Below are 17,898 nucleotides of genomic sequence, written 5' to 3'. Positions count from 1 at the left end.
TTAAATTGACGAAGCTTGCGCTTCATTCAAAAATGGTAAAACTTATTTTTGCCTCATCGTTCAGTTTTCAAAGTTCGTCTGCCGCTCTTGGCGACTAAATGATAATAACATTTAATTATTTTTGATGTCAACAACTTTTTTGTTTGTTCAACGTTTGTCGCTGGCAACAGAGATAACTATATCACCTGTATTTTAATCTTGCAAGCATTATTCTAAAAAAACTTTTAATTTTTTTCGCATCATCCAAAGTTCGAATCCCAACTCATTGAAGGAAGAATAAATCACTATAAAGAATACATTTATATCTAATAACGACCATAAACCTATAAGGAGCTCCCACATGATGCAATCTGATCTACAGCGACCTAAGAAACGTTCACCATTCAGAATATGGTCCGGCACCCAAGTCTATACGCTAAAGAGACGACTCGAATGGATGACGGACAAACGCAAATATGTTTCAAAACGAAACCCCCACCCAATGCCTTACCTGATTCATACGCATCGAACCCCTCTTTATCGCCAACTTCGTGATGTCGACATGGAAGTTCAGCATAACAAGGTAACCAATTTGAAGATCGCCATCGCCAAACTGAACGGCTCTATCCTGACTCCAAACGACGTCCTCTCCTATTGGAAGATGATCGGCAAGCCGACGAAACGTAAAGGATACGTCGACGGAATGATTCTTCATTACGGAAAAGTCACTTCAGGAATCGGTGGTGGTCTATGCCAGCTGTCCAATCTAATCTATTGGATCACCTTACATAGCCCATTGACCGTAACCGAACGTTATCGTCACAGCTACGACGTGTTCCCAGATTACCGACGGGATCAACCTTTCGGGAGTGGTGCGACATGTTCTTACAATTATCTCGACTTGCAAATCACAAACCAAACGTCACAAACGTATCAACTCCTTCTATATATAGAGGGAGATCATTTAGTCGGTGAGTGGCGTTCGAACATCCCAAATAAAGAACAGTATCGTATATATGAAGAAAATCATCACTTCACTCGCGAATGGTGGGGCGGGACGATCCGACATAACCAGATTTTTAGAGAAGTCACTTCAATGAATGGTATACATCTTCGAAACGAGTTCATCACAGAAAATCATGCGATCACGATGTACGACCCATTCCTACCTGAAAATACTGCATACAAAAAAGCCGACCCTTCATAAAAGAGCCGGCTTTTCAAATGAACTTATGCGTGTGGCAAGAACATGAAGTATGCCAAGAAGATGACTAGCATTCCATACATGATCGGATGAATCTCTTTCGTCTTCCCTTTCGCAATCATCATAAGTGGGTAAAGGATAAACCCAAGCCCAATTCCCGTTGCGATTGATGACGTCAATGGCATCATGATAATCGTCAAGAATGCAGGAACTGCAATCTCAATCTTTTTCCAATCGATATCAAGAAGCGCCGAAGCCATGAGCACTCCAACGATGATGAGTGCAGGCGCTGTGACTGGCGCCGTCACGACTGCCAATAATGGCGAGAAGAACAACGCTAACCCGAAGAACAATCCTGCGAAGACGGCAGTCAACCCTGTGCGTCCACCGGCAGCGACACCCGCTGACGATTCAACATATGAAGTCGCTGTAGATGTTCCGAAGATTGCACCTGCCACCGTTGCAGTCGAGTCAGCTAACAACGCTTTACTTGCACGTGGTACTTTGTTTTCTTTCATAATTCCTGCTTGACGCGCTACCGCGACGAGCGTTCCTGCTGTATCAAAGAAATCGATGAAGAAGAACGTCAAGATGACAACGAGCATTTGAAGCGTGAAGACATCCCCGAAGTTGATGAATGCTTGACCGAACGTTGATGACATACTCGGTGGCATGGATACAACGTCTGAGATTGCTGTCGGAGTCGGCACGAGACCGAAAATCATTCCGACGATCGCCGTCAACAGCATCCCGATGAAAATACCACCTTTTACGTCGCGCGCCATAAGCAAGGCGCTGACCACAAGACCAAATACCGCAAGTAATGTCGTACCCGTTCCAAGTGAACCAAGACTGACGAGTGTCGCTTCGTTCGCAACAACGATACCTGCATTTTTTAAACCGATGAACGCGATGAAGAAACCAATCCCTGCAGCAACCGCCATTTTGAGCGGAGCCGGAATCGCGTTGACAATCGTTTCGCGAATTCCTGAGAGCGTCAATACGATAAAGAAAAGACCTGATACGAGTACACCCGATAAAGCCGTTTGCCACGGGATACCCATCCCAATGACGACACTATATGCGAAGAACGCGTTGAGACCCATGCCCGGCGCAATCGCAATCGGATAGTTCGCGAGAAGTCCCATCGTCAATGAACCGACCACCGCGACAAGACCTGTCGCCACGAAGACCGCCCCTGTATCCATCCCCGCTGCCCCAAGGATGTTCGGGTTAACGAACAGAATGTACGCCATTGCGAGGAATGTTGTGAATCCCGCGATCAGTTCCGTGCGAACACTCGTGCCGAGTGCCGTGAGTTGGAAGTAACGATCGATCCGACTCGTTGTTGATGGTTGTTGCTGTTCTTGCTTGAGCTGTGTGCTCATTTGTTTTCCTCCTTGTACTCGCCGTAAAACGAGAAAAGGCCCCCGGCAAATGACCGAGGACCCCACGCGAAACATACGAGGGTATACACCCTCATCTATGTCTCGCCGTAGTGAAATCATTTAAGGTGATTTCGTAGAGACTCTCGGGCCATATCCCCGACATTATACGGCAAAATATTTTATAATTGTTCGGTTATAATAAGAACGTTCTTATCGTATCAGCGTGAAAATAGAATGTCAACTAAATTTACGGATTTTAAATCGATAAAAATCGTTAATGTTCGGTTTTAAGACAAAACAGAGGGGATATCCCCTCTGTTCAGCTTATTCCCATTCAATTGTTGCAGGTGGCTTAGACGTAATGTCATACAGCACACGGTTAACGTGGCTGACTTCGTTTACAATCCGGACAGAGATCTTCTCAAGCACATCCCATGGAATACGTGCCCAATCAGACGTCATGCCATCGATTGAAGTGACCGCACGGACACCGACAGCATAGTCGTACGTACGCTCGTCACCCATGACTCCGACCGAGCGAATCGGCGTGAGCACCGTGAAGTATTGCCAGATGTCGCGTTCAAGTCCAGCCTTCTTCACTTCGTCGCGTAAAATCGCATCGGATTCACGCACGATTTCTAACTTCTCTTCCGTGATCTCACCGAGGACACGAATTCCGAGACCTGGACCTGGGAACGGTTGGCGCCAAACGATATAGTCAGGAAGACCGAGCTCTGTACCGAGTGCACGGACTTCGTCTTTAAAGAGCGTGTTGAGTGGTTCGATCAACGTGAAGTTCATATCTTCTGGCAATCCACCGACGTTATGGTGTGATTTGATTGTTTGTGCTGTGTCTGTCCCACTCTCGATGATGTCTGTGTAGAGCGTCCCCTGTGCGAGGAAGTCCATATTGACGAGTTTCGATGCTTCTTCATCAAATACGTAGATAAACTCGTTTCCGATGATCTTACGTTTTTGCTCAGGGTCTGAGACACCAGCCAATTTCGTCAAGAAACGTTCTTGTGCATCAATTTTAATGACCTTCATGTTGAATCCGTCTGCGAACGTCTTCATGACGCTATCCGCTTCTCCTTTACGAAGGAGACCATGGTCCACGAACATACACGTCAACTGATCACCGATTGCGCGATGAACGAGTGCGGCAACGACAGAAGAATCTACGCCACCCGAAAGCGCACAGAGCACTTGCTTGTCGCCAACGATTTCACGGATTTTCTCCACTTCGAGATCGATAAAGTTTTCCATCGACCATTCGCCTTTGGCACCACATACTTCATAGATGAAGTTTTTCAAGATGTCGTTTCCGTACTCCGAATGACGAACCTCTGGATGGTACTGGACGCCATACATTTTCAACTCATCGTTTTTGATTGAAGCGACCGGGCAAGATGGGTTCGTCCCATCGACGATAAATCCTTCCGGTGCTTCCATGACGAGGTCACCGTGGCTCATCCATACTGTATGTTCGACTGGAAGCCCGTTGTAAATCGCTGATGCTTCCGGCGTCGAGAACAATGTCGCTTTTCCGTATTCACGATGAGCGGCACGTTCTACACGACCACCGAAGTGATGTGTCATGAGTTGCATCCCGTAGCAAATTCCGAAGATTGGAATACCTAGTTCAAAAATCTCTGGATCACAACGATATGCGCCTTCCGCGTATACGCTGTTCGGTCCACCCGAGAAGATGATGCCGATCGGGTTCAATTCGCGAATCTCCGCTGCCGTCATCTTATGTGAATGCAACTCACTGTATACGCCAAGGTCACGGACACGACGTGTGATCAACTGGTTATACTGACCACCAAAATCAAGCACCAAAATCATTTCTTGTTCTACCTTCACGAAATCTCCACCTTTCTGCCTTCTCCTCAAAAAAAGGACGCGCCTCTCCCCCAGATTCACCCAAACCGAAGAAGAAGCACGCCCTTTTCTTTGTATACGAAACGTGCTCCTTCATAGTCGGTCCATTTACGGTGGTCCGGTAGAGACTCTCGCGCCAATTCACGAGTATATACGAAGGAATGCCATGTTCAATTATCTAACTAATGCGTCTATCTTACTTGATGCACCCCGTCACTTCAACTCATAATTCGACGAATCATGATTTTCCAATATTCTTTATATTTTGAATTCGGCTCTTGTTCCGCATACACTGCTTGTTCAAACAGAGCTGTTAAGCGGGTCATGTCATTTGTTTCATAATAGGCATCCACTTCTTTGGCAAGTTCCGAAGGCGTCCGACCATCGATTTTAAATCCGTTCGCGTGCAGTCGCTTCATCAAGTATCGATGCATCGAGACGAGACTTCCATCCGTGAGCGGGCGACTCATCCACCATACATACATGACTTGCCGTTCAATCACCTTCCGATTCCAAATCAGAATCGCCACAAGGAAAAGAATGACGATCCAGCCCCATACTGGGATACTCCGACTTTCTTCCTGGACATCGCCTGTTGTGACGTCATCAATCAACAAATCTTCTTGAAGACGGTTTTGCGTGTTGCCATCCGCATTTGCTTGCGGGTCGTTCGTAGCTGGCGTGTTATCTTCCATATCCGTCTCTCGTTCCATCTGCAATAAGTTGGCGTCCGAGAAACTGATCGTTGCCTCTAATGGCACCCAACCCGCACCTTCGATGAAATACTCGACCCACGAGTGAGCGTGGCGATTTCGAATCGTATGTTCTTCTTCACCTTGAACGACCCCTCGTGTGTCACCCATCGTAAACCCTTTTACCCAACGCGTCGGTATGCCGTTCGCACGCAACAACACGGCAGCTGACGTCGAGAAGTTATCACAGTATCCGATTTGTGTGTCGAAGAGGAATTGGTCAACGTAATCTGTATCCTCTTCTGGTTGGGCAACATTTTCGGTATCGTATTGAAATTCTCCGTTTCGGAAATATGCTTCCACGGCATTTGCTTTTTCATTCGGCGTTTCACTATCCGCCGTGATTTCCGTTGCCAAGTCACGTACCCGATCTGGTAATGCGTCCGGTAGTTGTAAATAGACTTGCTTTTCCTCATCCGTGAGGGAGCTCACTTCTTCATTTAATGCGAGCTGTTCTTCAGAAAATGCAGGAACACTGTACCGAAGTTGAATCGTTCGAGGTGTCGCCTGCCCCTCATTTTCAAAGACAATTTTCCCGGAAGGTTGCATCGTGATCGTTTCATTCGGGAATGCCTGCTCGATATCACCGACCCGGAATTCGGTTCCCGATTCTGTTTCTGTCGCTTGCGGATATTCACCACCGTATGGCACAAAAGTCTGGCGGCGATCGAAACGTAACAGCGCCTGTTCGGGGGTCGTATCCACATCCGAGTCAACTAACTGTCCGCGATTATAATTAGAGTCCAACACCGGTGCCTCGACCCACCCTTTTCCTGTGTAGATGGCTTTAGACTCGATGCGCCAATAACGGGCCGGAACCCCTCGTGCGATAAAGACAATTCCATCGTCCTGTTCAAACGGACCACCTAACGCCTCATCGTTCACACCGTATCCGACTCGCCCCGGTCCGCTCCCTTCTCCTTCCGTCGTCGCATTCCGGAAACTCGTCGTTATTCGGTCAGACCAATCACCTTCGAGCGTTGGGGATGCACTTGCGAGCGCAACAACTACACTGAGAAGCAAACCGATACTGACGAACCGTACTAGTGATTGACTCGGTCGTTTCGCTAAATCGGTGACAAACAACAATAAGAGCGATGTGATGATCGCATACAAGATGTTCCGTTCTCCGTCATAAAGCGTCCAGGTGTCAAAGTAAGCCATGACACCAAGTGTCGACACAATCATGCCGAGTGCAAATCCATAACTCGGATAGGTTCTTCCGACTAGTACGGCGAATAGAAGACCAATGAGCGCCATAGCAGAAAAGAAAATGGCCTCGTTCGGTAAATTCCCGCTCACCACCCCCATCAAATCCTGCATCCAAATCCCAAACCAGTCGACGATACTTCCGTGATAGAAGTACAGGACGATCAAGAAGTTCAAAAGAGAAATTCCAAGAAAAGCACTCCATGTCAGAAGACTAGCGAACATTGGCACAATCAATAGAAAATAAAACGGCCAATCGGAATCAAACGTCGTACTTCCGACGATCGGCTCAATCCAGAAAGACAAAAGATAGGCAGCGAGCGCTGTATAGAGGATTCGTGTCACCCATGTCTTCATGCCGTCACCTCTCTTACTGCCGTATACAGATGATAACTTCCTTGCGTCTCATGCATGAGTTCACGAATTGAGTTCGTTTCAAACGGGCTGATTAAAATAATATCCCCGGTCTGTTGCGGTAGATTCCGCTTGACCCTCTCCACGAGACGCCCTTCCGCTTCCGGTGTTGCGGTGAGCAGGTAATGACCGACCTCTGCACTTTGATCCGGAAGATGAAACAAGCGCACTTGTTCTTCAATCACGTATAACTCAAATGGTAAGTTTTTTCGTTCTAACTGACGAATCGCCCCAACGAGCAAGGACAAGGACCGTTCGAACGCTTCTTCATACTCTGCCGAAGCGGCAGGGACGAACACGAGAGAGAGTTTCTTCTCTTGTTCTTGGTCAAACGTTTTTGTCATCAAATTCCCCCGGCGTGCGGATGCTTTCCAATCAATCCGTCCGATTCGATCTCCCGCCGCATATTCTCGAACCCCACTCGTTGTATTCGCCACTTCCGTATACGTACGTGTTTGACGATATTGTTCACCACGTCCACCGATGTGTTCATCCCGTGGTAAGTCAAAGGGAAGTTCTGCGGGGGACACTTCTACGACGGTTTCAACCCGTAACGTCCTTTTACGGTCGAACAAACCAAATACATCACGCACGTGGAGAATCGTCCGGTCAAAGACATGAATCCCCCGCTTGATTACATCGACATCATAGTGAACGACTTCGGCACGTCGAAAGAAGCGGTCAACCGGAACGATTATGGTTTTGTTCTCCTCAATCAGCCGCTGTGGCAATCGTTCTTCTAATGTGACCATTCCGATCAAGAAGGGATATTTTCGTTCGATTCGTAACTCGACATCCATCGATTGACCGGAAACGAGTCGTTTCGTTGTCACACGACGCGATACGTTTGCGGCCGTCACGGGATAAATCATGAAGAGCGTCCAGTAGACGGTCAGCACGACGAACGACCACCATAACGTGGATGCGACGATACTACCTTCAATTCGGGCAAATGCGTACAATCCGAATGCCGCCGCCCATACAACGAACAGCTTCATCCAGTTTTTCATATTTTATTAACCTCTCGATCCATCGGGACAGGTAACGTGTCGAGCCAATCTTGAATCAATTGATTTGGCGTCTTTCCTTTATACCGAGCTTCCGCCGTCAACAAGACACGATGTCCGAGAACACTTGTCGTCATCGCTTTGACATCATCCGGCAACACAAAATCACGATTGTGAATATAGGCCCACGCTTGTGCGGCTTTCATCAATGCCAGAGTAGCCCTTGGACTTCCTCCTAAATACGTATGTGGGTCTTTACGTGACTCATGTACCAAGCGTACGATATATTGTTTGACCGCACTCGATACATGAACCTCCCTTACTTCACGCTGCATCAGTTCGACTTCTTGTTTCGTGATGACGCTATGAAGTGTTTCGAGCGGCTCATCTTTTTCAAAGCGTGATAAGAGCGCAATCTCTTCATTGAAAGTTGGATAGCCCATTTCGATTTTGAGTAAGAAACGGTCTAGTTGTGCTTCCGGCAACGGGTATGTTCCTTCATGTTCAATCGGGTTCTGTGTCGCCATAACGAAAAATGGTGACGGTAGCACCTTCAACTCTCCGTCCACTGTCACACTTCGCTCAGCCATCGCTTCTAACAATGCGGACTGCGTCTTTGGTGAAGTCCGGTTGATTTCATCTGCCAGGATGATATTCCCCATGAGTGGACCAGGACGATATTCAAACTCTCTCGTTTTTTGGTTATACATCGAAATCCCGGTCAAGTCAGACGGCAACATGTCAGGGGTAAATTGAATACGTTTAAAATCTAAGTCGACGGCTCGGCTAAACGTACGAACGAGCATGGTTTTCCCCACACCCGGCACATCCTCAAGCAATACATGCCCTCCTGCCAATAAGGCAGTGAGACTTTTAGCGATGACTTCTTCTTTTCCGACAATGACGGTTTCAATGGCGGTGATAATCGATTGGACAGTTGGACGGTACATGACGGACTCCCCTTTTTCTCTGATCTAGGATGACTGAAAGTTAGAATGTTCTGACTTTATTGTGACATAAGCGAGTAGCGGAATGAAAGAAATACCGCACGCAAATACGCTCCCTCTTTCTTTACCCAAAAAACGTGTCCATTCTTTAGAAAGAACGGACACGTTTATCGATTATTCCGGACGTTTCACATCGAAAAGTTCACCGAGTGTCGCATAGCTGTTACCAGCCATCCGACTGACTGGAGCCAACCGTTTCGCATCGATGCGTCCGTGCACATATAATTCCCGATCGATATGGAAACGCACGATCCGCGCAATCAGTAAATCTGCAGTCACTTCTCCATCGTGTTCGATTGGTAAATGGTGATGAAGCACGCACTCGAATCGGATCTTCGCTTCTTTAATCCCGGGTGTCGCAATCACGTCACTCGGTTGAATCGTGAAGTTCGTTCGTGTTAATTCACTCTCATCTTCCGCTAAATTTGCGGCGGTTTCATTCACGTCAAGAACGTTTGTCTCATCCACCACATGAATTACCAACTCGTTCGTATGCAACGCGTTTCGTGCAGTGTCTTTCATCACACCATTTTTTCGTTGGACGGAGATGGAGACGAGCGGCGGGTTCGAAGCCACTACGTTAAAATAACTGAACGGGGCTGCATTGATCACGTCGCCATGTTGTGTCGTCACGAAGGCGATCGGCCTTGGTACAATGCTCCCAATCAAAAATTTATAGGTATCACGTTCGGTCAAAGCCGACGGTTCGATGGATAACATCTACTCACACTCCTCATTTTTATCTTAAATTCAAGATAATATCTTTCATGAATAATGTCAACGTCGAGAAGATTGACACGTATATATTTTAGCAAATACGGGTAAATCGCTTTATGTGTCATATCGCTTTATGTGTCATATCGCTTTATGTGTCATATTGGCACATCGTATAAGCAAATTGTTTCATTTTCCTTTCCCCTTTTCATAAAATGCAGGGCAAGGAAGAGGTGGCCGATCGGTTTTTTATGTTCAAGGAAGGAAGTAGAAAGAATGATCAGCAAGTGGATCGAACAACTGAACAGTCGTCAAATACTCAGTATTTTATATAGTGTATGTGGATTCAGTCTCGTTTTGACTCTGATTGGAGCTTGGTTCGTGAGAGATGGAAATGTTTCAACTATTGAGCTCACGGCTCTCCGATGGATTTGGATGATTGGACTAGTCATGTTCATCAGTGCCATTTTATTGATTGGTCGTCCGCTCATCAATCGGATGGCAAACCAGAACAGCAGACTGAAAGCGAAGAAAGAAAAACTTGAATATGTATTAAATGAATCAAAGTTAAATGAAATGAATCTTCAACACCGAAATGAGTTGATTGAAGTGTTAGCTTCGAAAGAATCACTCTTCGACTACTCTTCTGTGATTGAAAAAATTGTCTTACTCACAAAATCTGAATTTGGCGCCCTTCTCCTCACGAAAGACGGTGAAATCACGTCAGTCGTACCAAAGGAGATGACAGAAGACCAACAAGAAAGTTTGAAGAAGGAGTCACTCTTGTTAAAACGAGTGATGATTTCAAAATTACCTGCAGCAACTTCTAAACGTGTCGTCGATGCGTTACACACGTATCCGTACTATATCTATGAAACGGTCATTCCGATTACGAACCCGTCAGACAACAGTCTCATCGGTTGTCTGTATTTGGCTCGTTACGATGAGCAATATGATGCAAGTGAAAAGTCAGAGTTGAATGCGTTCGCGAGTCAACTTGCCATCTCGCTTCTTCGGATGCAGCTTTATCGTCAGATGCAACAGGATCGAAAAGAGACCGCTCAATTGATTAACTCGGTGCGTGAGGCGATTCTATACGTCAACTATGAGGACGAAACGGTCGTAGGGAACCGTGCCTTCATCCGTATGTTTGATGACCTTCACTTTGATTACAAAGGATATGAAGAACTATCAGCCATCGACATCAATATCGAACAGCTAGCAGAGCGGGTCGATCAACAGGAGCAATTCGTTCGTTACTTCGAACGTGTTTTCGCACAAGACACACCGGAAGACGGACTCACCATTTCGATTGACCAAGGAGACTGCTTCATCCAGCTCTATGCGGAGAGCGTCTATCGTGACCGCCGACTTCGCGGAACGATGCTCGTCTTACGTGACGTCACAGCCGAGACGGAAGTAGATCGTATGAAATCCGAACTCGTATCGACTGTTTCTCACGAACTCCGAACACCCCTTTCGTCTATCTATGGATTTACCGAGCTCATGCTGTCGCGTGACTTAAAAGAAAATCGACGAGAGCTCTATTTAAAAACGATTCATGACGAGGCGAAACGACTGTCTTATCTCGTCAATGATTTCTTGGATCTACAAAAAATGGAGTCAGGAAAACAAACATTCGAATGGGAACCAGTCGATTTGTATCAACTCGTGTCCGATAGCGTTGCCTTTTATCAAGAAACCACCGACCAACACGAGTTATTCATCGACGCTGATTCTGAACAAGATTTCACCATTGATGCAGATTTAGAAGGGATGCGGCAATTGCTTGGCAACCTATTGAGCAATGCCATTAAATATTCGCCGGATGGTGGGAATATCCTTGTCTCGCTCGAGCGTGTAGATGAAGAAGTCGTGATGAAAGTGAGAGACCATGGTATGGGAATCCCAAGCGCCTCGCTCCCACACCTGTTCGGTAAATTTTATCGCGTCGATAACTCAGACCGCCGAAAAATCGGAGGCACCGGTCTCGGTCTCGCCATTTGTAAAGAAATTGCTAAAGCACATGATGGACAACTCCATGTAGAGTCCGTTTACGGGGAAGGAAGTACATTCATCTGTGAACTTCCTACTTCGAAAGAGCACATCATGCAATAACACGGTCTTTACGACCGTGTTATTTTTGACTCTTTTTAACAGAATCAGCAGGATTCAGTTTACAAAATATAGAAAGGAACGAGAGCGATTTATTCGGAATGAAGGGGATATACCTATTCATTTATTTTTGCACGTATTAAACTGAAAACAAGATATACTGAATATAAAGAGATGCTAGGATCGGAGGTCTTGCCATTGGATCATCGTGACCCACCCTTTTCAGAAATTGGAGATTTTAATCAATGGGGACGTTTTGAGATTGACGTTCCTCAAATAGGCGAACAAGCAAAGTTTCAGGCCGCCGCTTCTTTGATTCGAAAACATATTCCATTACGGCTTGGGGGATTTTACATCATAGCGAGCGAGGAAGAAATTTTGCACAGCGGCTCACACGATGGGAATCTTCAAAAACACTTGATTCATTTATTGCAGCAAGTCCTGAACGGTCATATAGAAGATGAACGCCTAACTCAAGAGCAAGTCTGGACTGTGCACTATTTTACGACACCATAAATAAGTGACATGGTGTCTCATTACATAAAAAATGACGCTCTTTTTGAGCGTCATTCTGCTTGTGACATGATTGAAATCACTTTTTCATAATAGTCTGTTGCTTGTTTGTACTTTCCTGAAGTTTTTAATTCCTGAGCAACCCATAGTGAATATTTTTGGATATAAATGAAATCATTAATTGTTTCAAAATACACTACAGCAGCTTTTAGTGCTTGAATTAAAGCATCTTTATCATGTGTTCGGTAACAGTATTCATAAATTTTAAAGTGATGATCAAACTCTTCTAACCCACTACGATCGCTTTTGATTTCATATCCTTTATCGAGCCAATTTAAAATCTCTGCTGTATTTTGATAATTTACATAACCTTCTATGAGAGAAAGGACGCTGTACAACTTACTTTTCACTTCTAATTTGTAATCAAAGCTTTGCATGAAATACTCAAGAGCTTTTTCTTGCTCTCCTAATGAAGAATAAATCTCCCCCATATTGTTGTATAACATCCCAAAGTAGTCTGTTCGTTCTGTGGCACTAATCACTTTTACCGCACGATGATAATGCGATAATGCCTCCGTAAACCTTCTTCTTCTTTTTAAAGATAATCCTATAATTAAATGACATTCTACAATTCTCTCTAAATAAAAATGCTCTTGAAAATACTCTAATGCGATTTTCACGTTTTCGATTGCAGGTAAGTACTCTGTAAAACGATAGTAGGAAGCCCCAATAATGTACCGCATATCAGCAATTTCCCAATCTGGAAAATTAGCCTTTGGAATCTCTCTATTCAATAATTCTAACAACTTAAAAGATTCTTCTTTTGAATTATCATCAAACAGTATCAAACTTTTCATCGTTAAGAATCTAAGTTTGTTTTCGCGAGATAATTGATCCTCTATCCAACCAATTTGCTTCAAATATTCACCCTTACCATCAGGCATAATTTGAAATCTCCCTAATGCAAGTAATAAAGTAATATATAAGCTTTTTGACTGATTAACGACCGGGTGATTTAAGTATTTGATTACTTGTTCCTGTTTACCACGATCTTTCCTAGTTAAAATAGCATCTTTTAATATTTCATTAATCTCATTTTCAATTTTCTTAGCTTGCTCCCCAAAATCGTGATACAACAGGACATTTAATCCTAATCTTTCAAATAGTAGTTCTAATACCTCTTCACTAGGTGATGTTAGATTATTTTCGATTTTACTTAAATATGAAACCGAACAAATACCACGTGCTAAAACAGCTTGTTTCATCTCCTGACGCATTCGTTCAATCTTAATCAGGTTCCCATAATTATTTTCCATTAAAGACATAGCCCCTTCGACCTAATTAATTGCATCTCTTAAATTTTCCTCTACTTTATTCGTTTTTAGGAAATTCCATTCTAAAATCACTTAAATTTTACGGGTTATTCGTATAAGTTTCCCAACCTACGACAGTTCGAAAGACCTGAATACCATGATAAAATTTAACTAATAAATCACTACTAGGTAGTCTAAATGAATCATAATCCTGAAGTCGGATTTACGTTTTTCGGAGGTGAATATTGCTAATGGGTAAATTAAGTTTCCTTCTCGCTGAAGATTATATCAAGCCAAAAATTTATTTCCGCTCTAAAACTTCTACTGATAGCATTATCTATTCTAAAGATACTAAAAAGCAATTTCGTGGACTTGACTATCTATCACAAATGTTACTCTCAACTACCGGATTTATCGTCAATGCATTTCAAATTGATTACTATCAATTGTTACCTCGATTAATTTTTGAGTCAATTGATGCTCATAAAATATCAAAAAAACTATATCTAGTCGGTCCAGAATTATCACTTTCTATCATTAAGCGTGGTTTTACAACAACTTATGATAAACATTTTTACAACTTTGAATATCTGAACATTGAAAATAATCAGGACGATCTGTTGAATCAATGTGTTGAACTATTAAAAGAAGGACATGTAGTTTATTTACTTCCAGAAGCTACGTTTCATTGGGAACCAAGTTTCCTAAGAGAAAATGAATATAGCACCATACCGTCTTGTAGTAGCCTTCTGAGCCAACTCGCTAATGCACCCGTTTTAACTACACATGATAAGAGCGATAACATCGTTATTCTTCATCCAGATTTTCCAAGTGAATATAGTGGATCTTTGAGTGATTGTATTGAACAACAATCTCAAACTATTTATCAGTCATTGACAAACTGAAATTTCAATTATCATAGCTAACAAGTTATGTAATTATATCAAACTCTAAATGGGGGAATAATCATGAAAAAAGTAGCAGGAATTCTTTGTATCGCAGGAGCAGTATTGTTATTAGGAAGCATCAAGCCAATGGGTGAAGATTTACCTCGTATTGTTAAGATTGAAGAGCCTGTTAAACAATTTGGTGAAGATTTGCCACGAATTGTTAAAATTGAAGAGCCTGTTAAACTTTTCGGAGAAGACTTACCTCGTATTGTATATTTTGAAGAAAAATCGAGCTCTTTGCATGAAGAACTCCCAAGATTAATTTAATTAAAATTACAAAGACGCCTCGTGCGTCTTTTTTTGTTTTTGAAAAAAAGATAAATGAATTATATATTTCCCTCCATTTTTTCCTTTTTACTTATATAATAAACAGGGACAACTTAGATGCACTCTCATATGCCGCCCTTGTCGCTAGTTTAATGAATAAAGGAGCTTGAACATTGAATGAATCAAAATCGTCATGGAGCTTAAAACTCTTTTTAAGTTCTTCGCTTGTATTATCCGGGACAGCGTTCGTCCCATTTAACTTGGATTCATCTGGAATCCAATCAACCGTCGCCGAGGCCGCTTCAACTTACACGACAACCGCCAACTTAAACCTTCGATTAAGTGCCGCAACGTGGAGCCCTGTTCTCTTGACAATCCCGTCCGGCTCTAGCGTGACTTATGTCAGTACATATGGTTCATGGTATAAAGTCAGTTATGGAGGAAAAACCGGTTATGTTTCCTCTCAATACGTGAACGTCTCGAGTACTTCAAATTATTATAAAACAACAGATCGGTTAAACATGAGACTCACTGCTGCTTCCTGGAGTGATGTCGTTACCGTCATTCCTGCCGATGCTACTGTCAAATATGTCAGTCGCTATGGCTCATGGTATAAGGTCACGTTTAACGGGAAGACCGGTTATGTCGCATCGGACTATTTAACACCGACTAGCGCCCCAGTCCCACCGTCAGACTATTATAAAACGACAGCAAACTTAAATATGCGTTTGAGTGCCGCTTCTTGGAGTGATGTCGTCACGACGATTCCTTCTGGCGCAACCGTTAAGTATGTGAGCCGCTACGGCTCATGGTATAAAGTCACTTATAACGGGAAGACCGGTTATGTCGCATCAGATTATTTATCGGCTACTTCAGCTCCGGTGACACCATCATCTTATTATGAGACGACGGTCAACCTAAACATGAGACTCAGCGCCGCTTCTTGGAGCGATGTCTTGACGGTCATTCCGGCTGGATCGGTTGTCAAATATGTCAGCCGTTACGATTCTTGGTATAAAGTCACCTATAACGGAAAAACCGGTTATGTCGCCTCCGAATACCTCAAACCGACGACAGTCACAACACCGACCGATACGAACGGAACTGGTAAAACGGTTGTCATCGATGCTGGGCATGGCGGAAATGACTCCGGTGCCACGTACGGTTCCGTTTACGAGAAAGTGATTGTACTTGATATCGCTCAGCGACTCGCGAGCGTATTATCGAATACGTATGATTATAATGTGAAATTGACACGTTCAAGCGATACTTATATTTCGTTAGCAGACCGTGTTTCTCTGAGTAAATCCTACAAGTCTGATGTCTTTGTCAGTCTTCATGCGAACTCCTCTGTATATAACACTGCAAATGGACATGAGGTACTCGTACCAACGTCAGAAAGTTATACGACTAACCCTTACGTCTCTGCTAGCCGTACCCTTGGCTCAACTATAAATAAGGAAATCGGTTCACGGATCTCGACGATTCAAAATCGTGGCGTGAAATATCAGAACGTATACGTAGTCGGGAAAAACATCGCCCCGTCTACACTCGTGGAGTATGGATTTATTAGTAACTCCAATGACCGTTCTTACTTGTTAAGTACGACATATCGTCAGCGCATGGCCGAAGCGACTGCTTCTGGTATTCATCAATTCATGCGTGCATACTATTAAAAATAAGGAACTTAGCACTCAGGCTAAGTTCCTTATTTCATGTCTTTTAGATCGATTCGCCAAATCATGTGCGGTGCACCGGGTCCCCAATAATGTTCGAGGACAAGGGTCGGTGCCCCCAATCGTTTTTGCCAATACGTTTGCGCACTTGGAAATCCTGCATCTAAATAGAAGACATGTCTTTTTTGTGCAAGCATTTCACGTCGCATTTCGGATAATACATACTGTCCTACGCCTTGTCGCTGCATGCCCGGAGTCACGTACACACTCCCTAATTCAATCGCATCGCGTTCTAGCTCCAGATGTCCCGAGATAATCTCATTCGGAGGTAATAACGCTCCCGCTCCGACAATGGCACCATCCTCTTCTACGACGTACAGGTGAACCGTATCATCATCGAAATGATCCTGAATCGTCGTATTCAGACGCGCCACTTCTTCATCGAGTAAATCAGCATCTTCAAAACGCTCTCGTCGAATCAAATCACTCAAACTCTCCATGAATAAGCGCTGCAAAGATTTCACGTCTGATTGTTCGAGTGCACGAAAATTCAAGACGTCCACTTCCTTTTCTTTTTTTGTCCTACTCTTTACCCTCGCGCAAACGTCGCGTAACACTTGGATACGAGGGAAGCATTTCTTCAAGTGGCTCATAATTTAACTTCCCGTACGTCTTCCATATGACGATAATCGCTGCCGTCCATAAGATAATCGTCAAATGAATAAACCCGATCGGATAACCATCTTCCGCTTCAAATCCGACCATCACGAGCATCACATTGAACATCGTGTGCATCAAAAAAGCAGACCACAAATTACGCGACGAGCCATTGTATACCCAAGTGATGAGGATCGTATAGGCCATCACGGCTAACCCGTACGCCCAAAACGGCAAGTTTCTCTGTCCTGTTCCAATCATAAAGAAGAGCGGAACGTGCCAAAGTGTCCAAACGATGCCTAATGTCAAACTGGCCCAGAGCGGGGCGAGTCTTGACTGCAACGCATCGAGTAAGTAGCCACGCCATCCATACTCTTCTTGCAACGTCCCACCGAGAAACAGCATGTAGAGGAAATAAGGGACAACCCACCATGGTTCGCGAACGATTAAGGCACCACTTCGATCCGTCCACCAGTAGGCAACAAGAAATAAGAATGGAATCAATACGAATGGAATCGCATATGTTTTCCAACTCATTTTAAACTGAATGCTCTTTCGAAGCAGGTGTTTGACTCCCGCCCCACCTCGAAGTCGATACATCGTGAGAAACCCGGAAATGCTAGGTCCAAACGCCCCCAAGATGACGATTGCCATGATCGGTAAATCGGTCCACCAATAAAGACTCATCCAAACTACCCATGAATAGCCGAATGCAATCAATAAAAAGAAAAGAATGAATTTGTTTTTATACATTGTCAGCACCCCTTCAGCAATCTAGTACCCGTTATTTGATGCGAAGAATAACATTTGATTTTTTTATATGTAATTTTAAGTGTTCCGCATATAATG

At 44.0% G+C, this 17,898-nt stretch carries 15 protein-coding genes and 2 riboswitches; of the genes, 6 read left to right on the top strand and 9 right to left on the bottom strand.

Annotation, left to right across the window (positions count from 1 at the left end):
- Positions 1 to 340: 340 nt before the first annotated feature.
- Positions 341 to 1,186: a VanW family protein gene (locus KNO94_RS12205; protein WP_214780082.1), complete on the top strand. Its 846-nt coding sequence runs from the start codon at positions 341 to 343 to the stop codon at positions 1,184 to 1,186.
- A 23-nt stretch (positions 1,187 to 1,209) separates the two neighbouring features.
- Here the strand turns inward: KNO94_RS12205 and KNO94_RS12200 are convergent, their stop codons facing one another.
- The 6 genes from KNO94_RS12200 to KNO94_RS12175 all read right to left on the bottom strand — a co-directional run bounded on the left by KNO94_RS12200 (position 1,210) and on the right by KNO94_RS12175 (position 9,564).
- The gene (locus tag KNO94_RS12200; RefSeq protein WP_251125965.1) at positions 1,210 to 2,571 is read right to left on the bottom strand and encodes an NCS2 family permease; all 1,362 of its coding nucleotides are present in this window, start codon (positions 2,569 to 2,571) and stop codon (positions 1,210 to 1,212) included.
- A gap of 88 nt (positions 2,572 to 2,659) precedes the next feature.
- A riboswitch (purine riboswitch) is annotated at positions 2,660 to 2,761 on the bottom strand.
- 134 nt (positions 2,762 to 2,895) lie between these two features.
- Positions 2,896 to 4,419: a glutamine-hydrolyzing GMP synthase gene (gene guaA, locus KNO94_RS12195; RefSeq protein ID WP_251125969.1), complete on the bottom strand. Its 1,524-nt coding sequence runs from the start codon at positions 4,417 to 4,419 to the stop codon at positions 2,896 to 2,898.
- Positions 4,420 to 4,531: 112 nt separating this feature from the next.
- Positions 4,532 to 4,632, bottom strand: a riboswitch (purine riboswitch).
- A 41-nt stretch (positions 4,633 to 4,673) separates the two neighbouring features.
- A complete protein-coding gene (locus KNO94_RS12190; RefSeq protein WP_214780078.1) occupies positions 4,674 to 6,773 on the bottom strand; it encodes a transglutaminase domain-containing protein in 2,100 nt (699 codons plus the stop codon).
- Positions 6,770 to 7,840, bottom strand: coding sequence for a DUF58 domain-containing protein (locus KNO94_RS12185; RefSeq protein ID WP_214780076.1), 1,071 nt, complete (start codon positions 7,838 to 7,840; stop codon positions 6,770 to 6,772). Before KNO94_RS12185 ends, KNO94_RS12190 begins: the two co-directional genes overlap by 4 nt.
- Positions 7,837 to 8,787, bottom strand: coding sequence for an AAA family ATPase (locus KNO94_RS12180; protein WP_214780074.1), 951 nt, complete (start codon positions 8,785 to 8,787; stop codon positions 7,837 to 7,839). Before KNO94_RS12180 ends, KNO94_RS12185 begins: the two co-directional genes overlap by 4 nt.
- Positions 8,788 to 8,958: 171 nt before the next feature.
- Positions 8,959 to 9,564, bottom strand: a complete 606-nt coding sequence (locus KNO94_RS12175; RefSeq protein WP_214780072.1) for a flavin reductase family protein — start codon at positions 9,562 to 9,564, stop codon at positions 8,959 to 8,961.
- A 270-nt stretch (positions 9,565 to 9,834) separates the two neighbouring features.
- Between KNO94_RS12175 and KNO94_RS12170 the strand changes: the two genes are divergently transcribed.
- Both KNO94_RS12170 and KNO94_RS12165 read left to right on the top strand, forming a co-directional pair.
- Complete coding sequence (locus tag KNO94_RS12170) at positions 9,835 to 11,676, top strand: ATP-binding protein (RefSeq protein WP_214780070.1); 1,842 nt, start codon at positions 9,835 to 9,837, stop codon at positions 11,674 to 11,676.
- A 195-nt stretch (positions 11,677 to 11,871) separates the two neighbouring features.
- Positions 11,872 to 12,189: a hypothetical protein gene (locus KNO94_RS12165; RefSeq protein ID WP_214780068.1), complete on the top strand. Its 318-nt coding sequence runs from the start codon at positions 11,872 to 11,874 to the stop codon at positions 12,187 to 12,189.
- A gap of 50 nt (positions 12,190 to 12,239) precedes the next feature.
- Here KNO94_RS12165 and KNO94_RS12160 read toward each other — a convergent pair whose 3' ends face one another.
- On the bottom strand, positions 12,240 to 13,502 hold the full coding sequence (locus KNO94_RS12160) for a tetratricopeptide repeat protein (RefSeq protein ID WP_214780066.1): 1,263 nt from the start codon (positions 13,500 to 13,502) through the stop codon (positions 12,240 to 12,242).
- Positions 13,503 to 13,750: 248 nt separating this feature from the next.
- Between KNO94_RS12160 and KNO94_RS12155 the strand changes: the two genes are divergently transcribed.
- From KNO94_RS12155 to KNO94_RS12145, 3 genes are all read left to right on the top strand, one after another.
- Positions 13,751 to 14,404, top strand: coding sequence for a hypothetical protein (locus KNO94_RS12155; RefSeq protein WP_214780058.1), 654 nt, complete (start codon positions 13,751 to 13,753; stop codon positions 14,402 to 14,404).
- A gap of 63 nt (positions 14,405 to 14,467) precedes the next feature.
- A complete protein-coding gene (locus KNO94_RS12150) occupies positions 14,468 to 14,716 on the top strand; it encodes a hypothetical protein (protein WP_214780056.1) in 249 nt (82 codons plus the stop codon).
- 173 nt (positions 14,717 to 14,889) lie between these two features.
- A complete protein-coding gene (locus KNO94_RS12145; RefSeq protein ID WP_214780054.1) occupies positions 14,890 to 16,392 on the top strand; it encodes an N-acetylmuramoyl-L-alanine amidase family protein in 1,503 nt (500 codons plus the stop codon).
- Between the two features lie 32 nt (positions 16,393 to 16,424).
- On the opposite strand, the gene KNO94_RS12140 is transcribed toward KNO94_RS12145, so the two are convergent.
- Both KNO94_RS12140 and KNO94_RS12135 read right to left on the bottom strand, forming a co-directional pair.
- On the bottom strand, positions 16,425 to 16,946 hold the full coding sequence (locus KNO94_RS12140) for a GNAT family N-acetyltransferase (RefSeq protein WP_214780052.1): 522 nt from the start codon (positions 16,944 to 16,946) through the stop codon (positions 16,425 to 16,427).
- Between the two features lie 28 nt (positions 16,947 to 16,974).
- Positions 16,975 to 17,802 (bottom strand): type II CAAX endopeptidase family protein, encoded by an 828-nt coding sequence (locus KNO94_RS12135; protein WP_214780050.1) that lies wholly within the window; start codon positions 17,800 to 17,802, stop codon positions 16,975 to 16,977.
- Positions 17,803 to 17,898: the final 96 nt, after the last annotated feature.

Source organism: Exiguobacterium sp. s22, assembly GCF_018617455.1.
Classification (GTDB): domain Bacteria; phylum Bacillota; class Bacilli; order Exiguobacteriales; family Exiguobacteriaceae; genus Exiguobacterium.
Note: the sequence above shows the minus strand (reverse complement) of the source record. Positions and strands in the feature narration are given on the sequence as shown.

Bases quoted from the DNA above. Each gene is read 5' to 3' on its own strand.
- KNO94_RS12155 (WP_214780058.1), top strand. From the start codon at position 13,751: ATGGGTAAATTAAGTTTCCTTCTCGCTGAAGATTATATCAAGCCAAAA.
- KNO94_RS12135 (WP_214780050.1), bottom strand. From the start codon at position 17,802: ATGTATAAAAACAAATTCATTCTTTTCTTTTTATTGATTGCATTCGGC.
- KNO94_RS12150 (WP_214780056.1), top strand. From the start codon at position 14,468: ATGAAAAAAGTAGCAGGAATTCTTTGTATCGCAGGAGCAGTATTGTTA.
- KNO94_RS12185 (WP_214780076.1), bottom strand. From the start codon at position 7,840: ATGAAAAACTGGATGAAGCTGTTCGTTGTATGGGCGGCGGCATTCGGA.
- KNO94_RS12205 (WP_214780082.1), top strand. From the start codon at position 341: ATGATGCAATCTGATCTACAGCGACCTAAGAAACGTTCACCATTCAGA.
- KNO94_RS12175 (WP_214780072.1), bottom strand. From the start codon at position 9,564: ATGTTATCCATCGAACCGTCGGCTTTGACCGAACGTGATACCTATAAA.
- KNO94_RS12170 (WP_214780070.1), top strand. From the start codon at position 9,835: ATGATCAGCAAGTGGATCGAACAACTGAACAGTCGTCAAATACTCAGT.
- KNO94_RS12200 (WP_251125965.1), bottom strand. From the start codon at position 2,571: ATGAGCACACAGCTCAAGCAAGAACAGCAACAACCATCAACAACGAGT.
- KNO94_RS12160 (WP_214780066.1), bottom strand. From the start codon at position 13,502: ATGGAAAATAATTATGGGAACCTGATTAAGATTGAACGAATGCGTCAG.
- guaA (WP_251125969.1), bottom strand. From the start codon at position 4,419: ATGATTTTGGTGCTTGATTTTGGTGGTCAGTATAACCAGTTGATCACA.
- KNO94_RS12190 (WP_214780078.1), bottom strand. From the start codon at position 6,773: ATGAAGACATGGGTGACACGAATCCTCTATACAGCGCTCGCTGCCTAT.
- KNO94_RS12180 (WP_214780074.1), bottom strand. From the start codon at position 8,787: ATGTACCGTCCAACTGTCCAATCGATTATCACCGCCATTGAAACCGTC.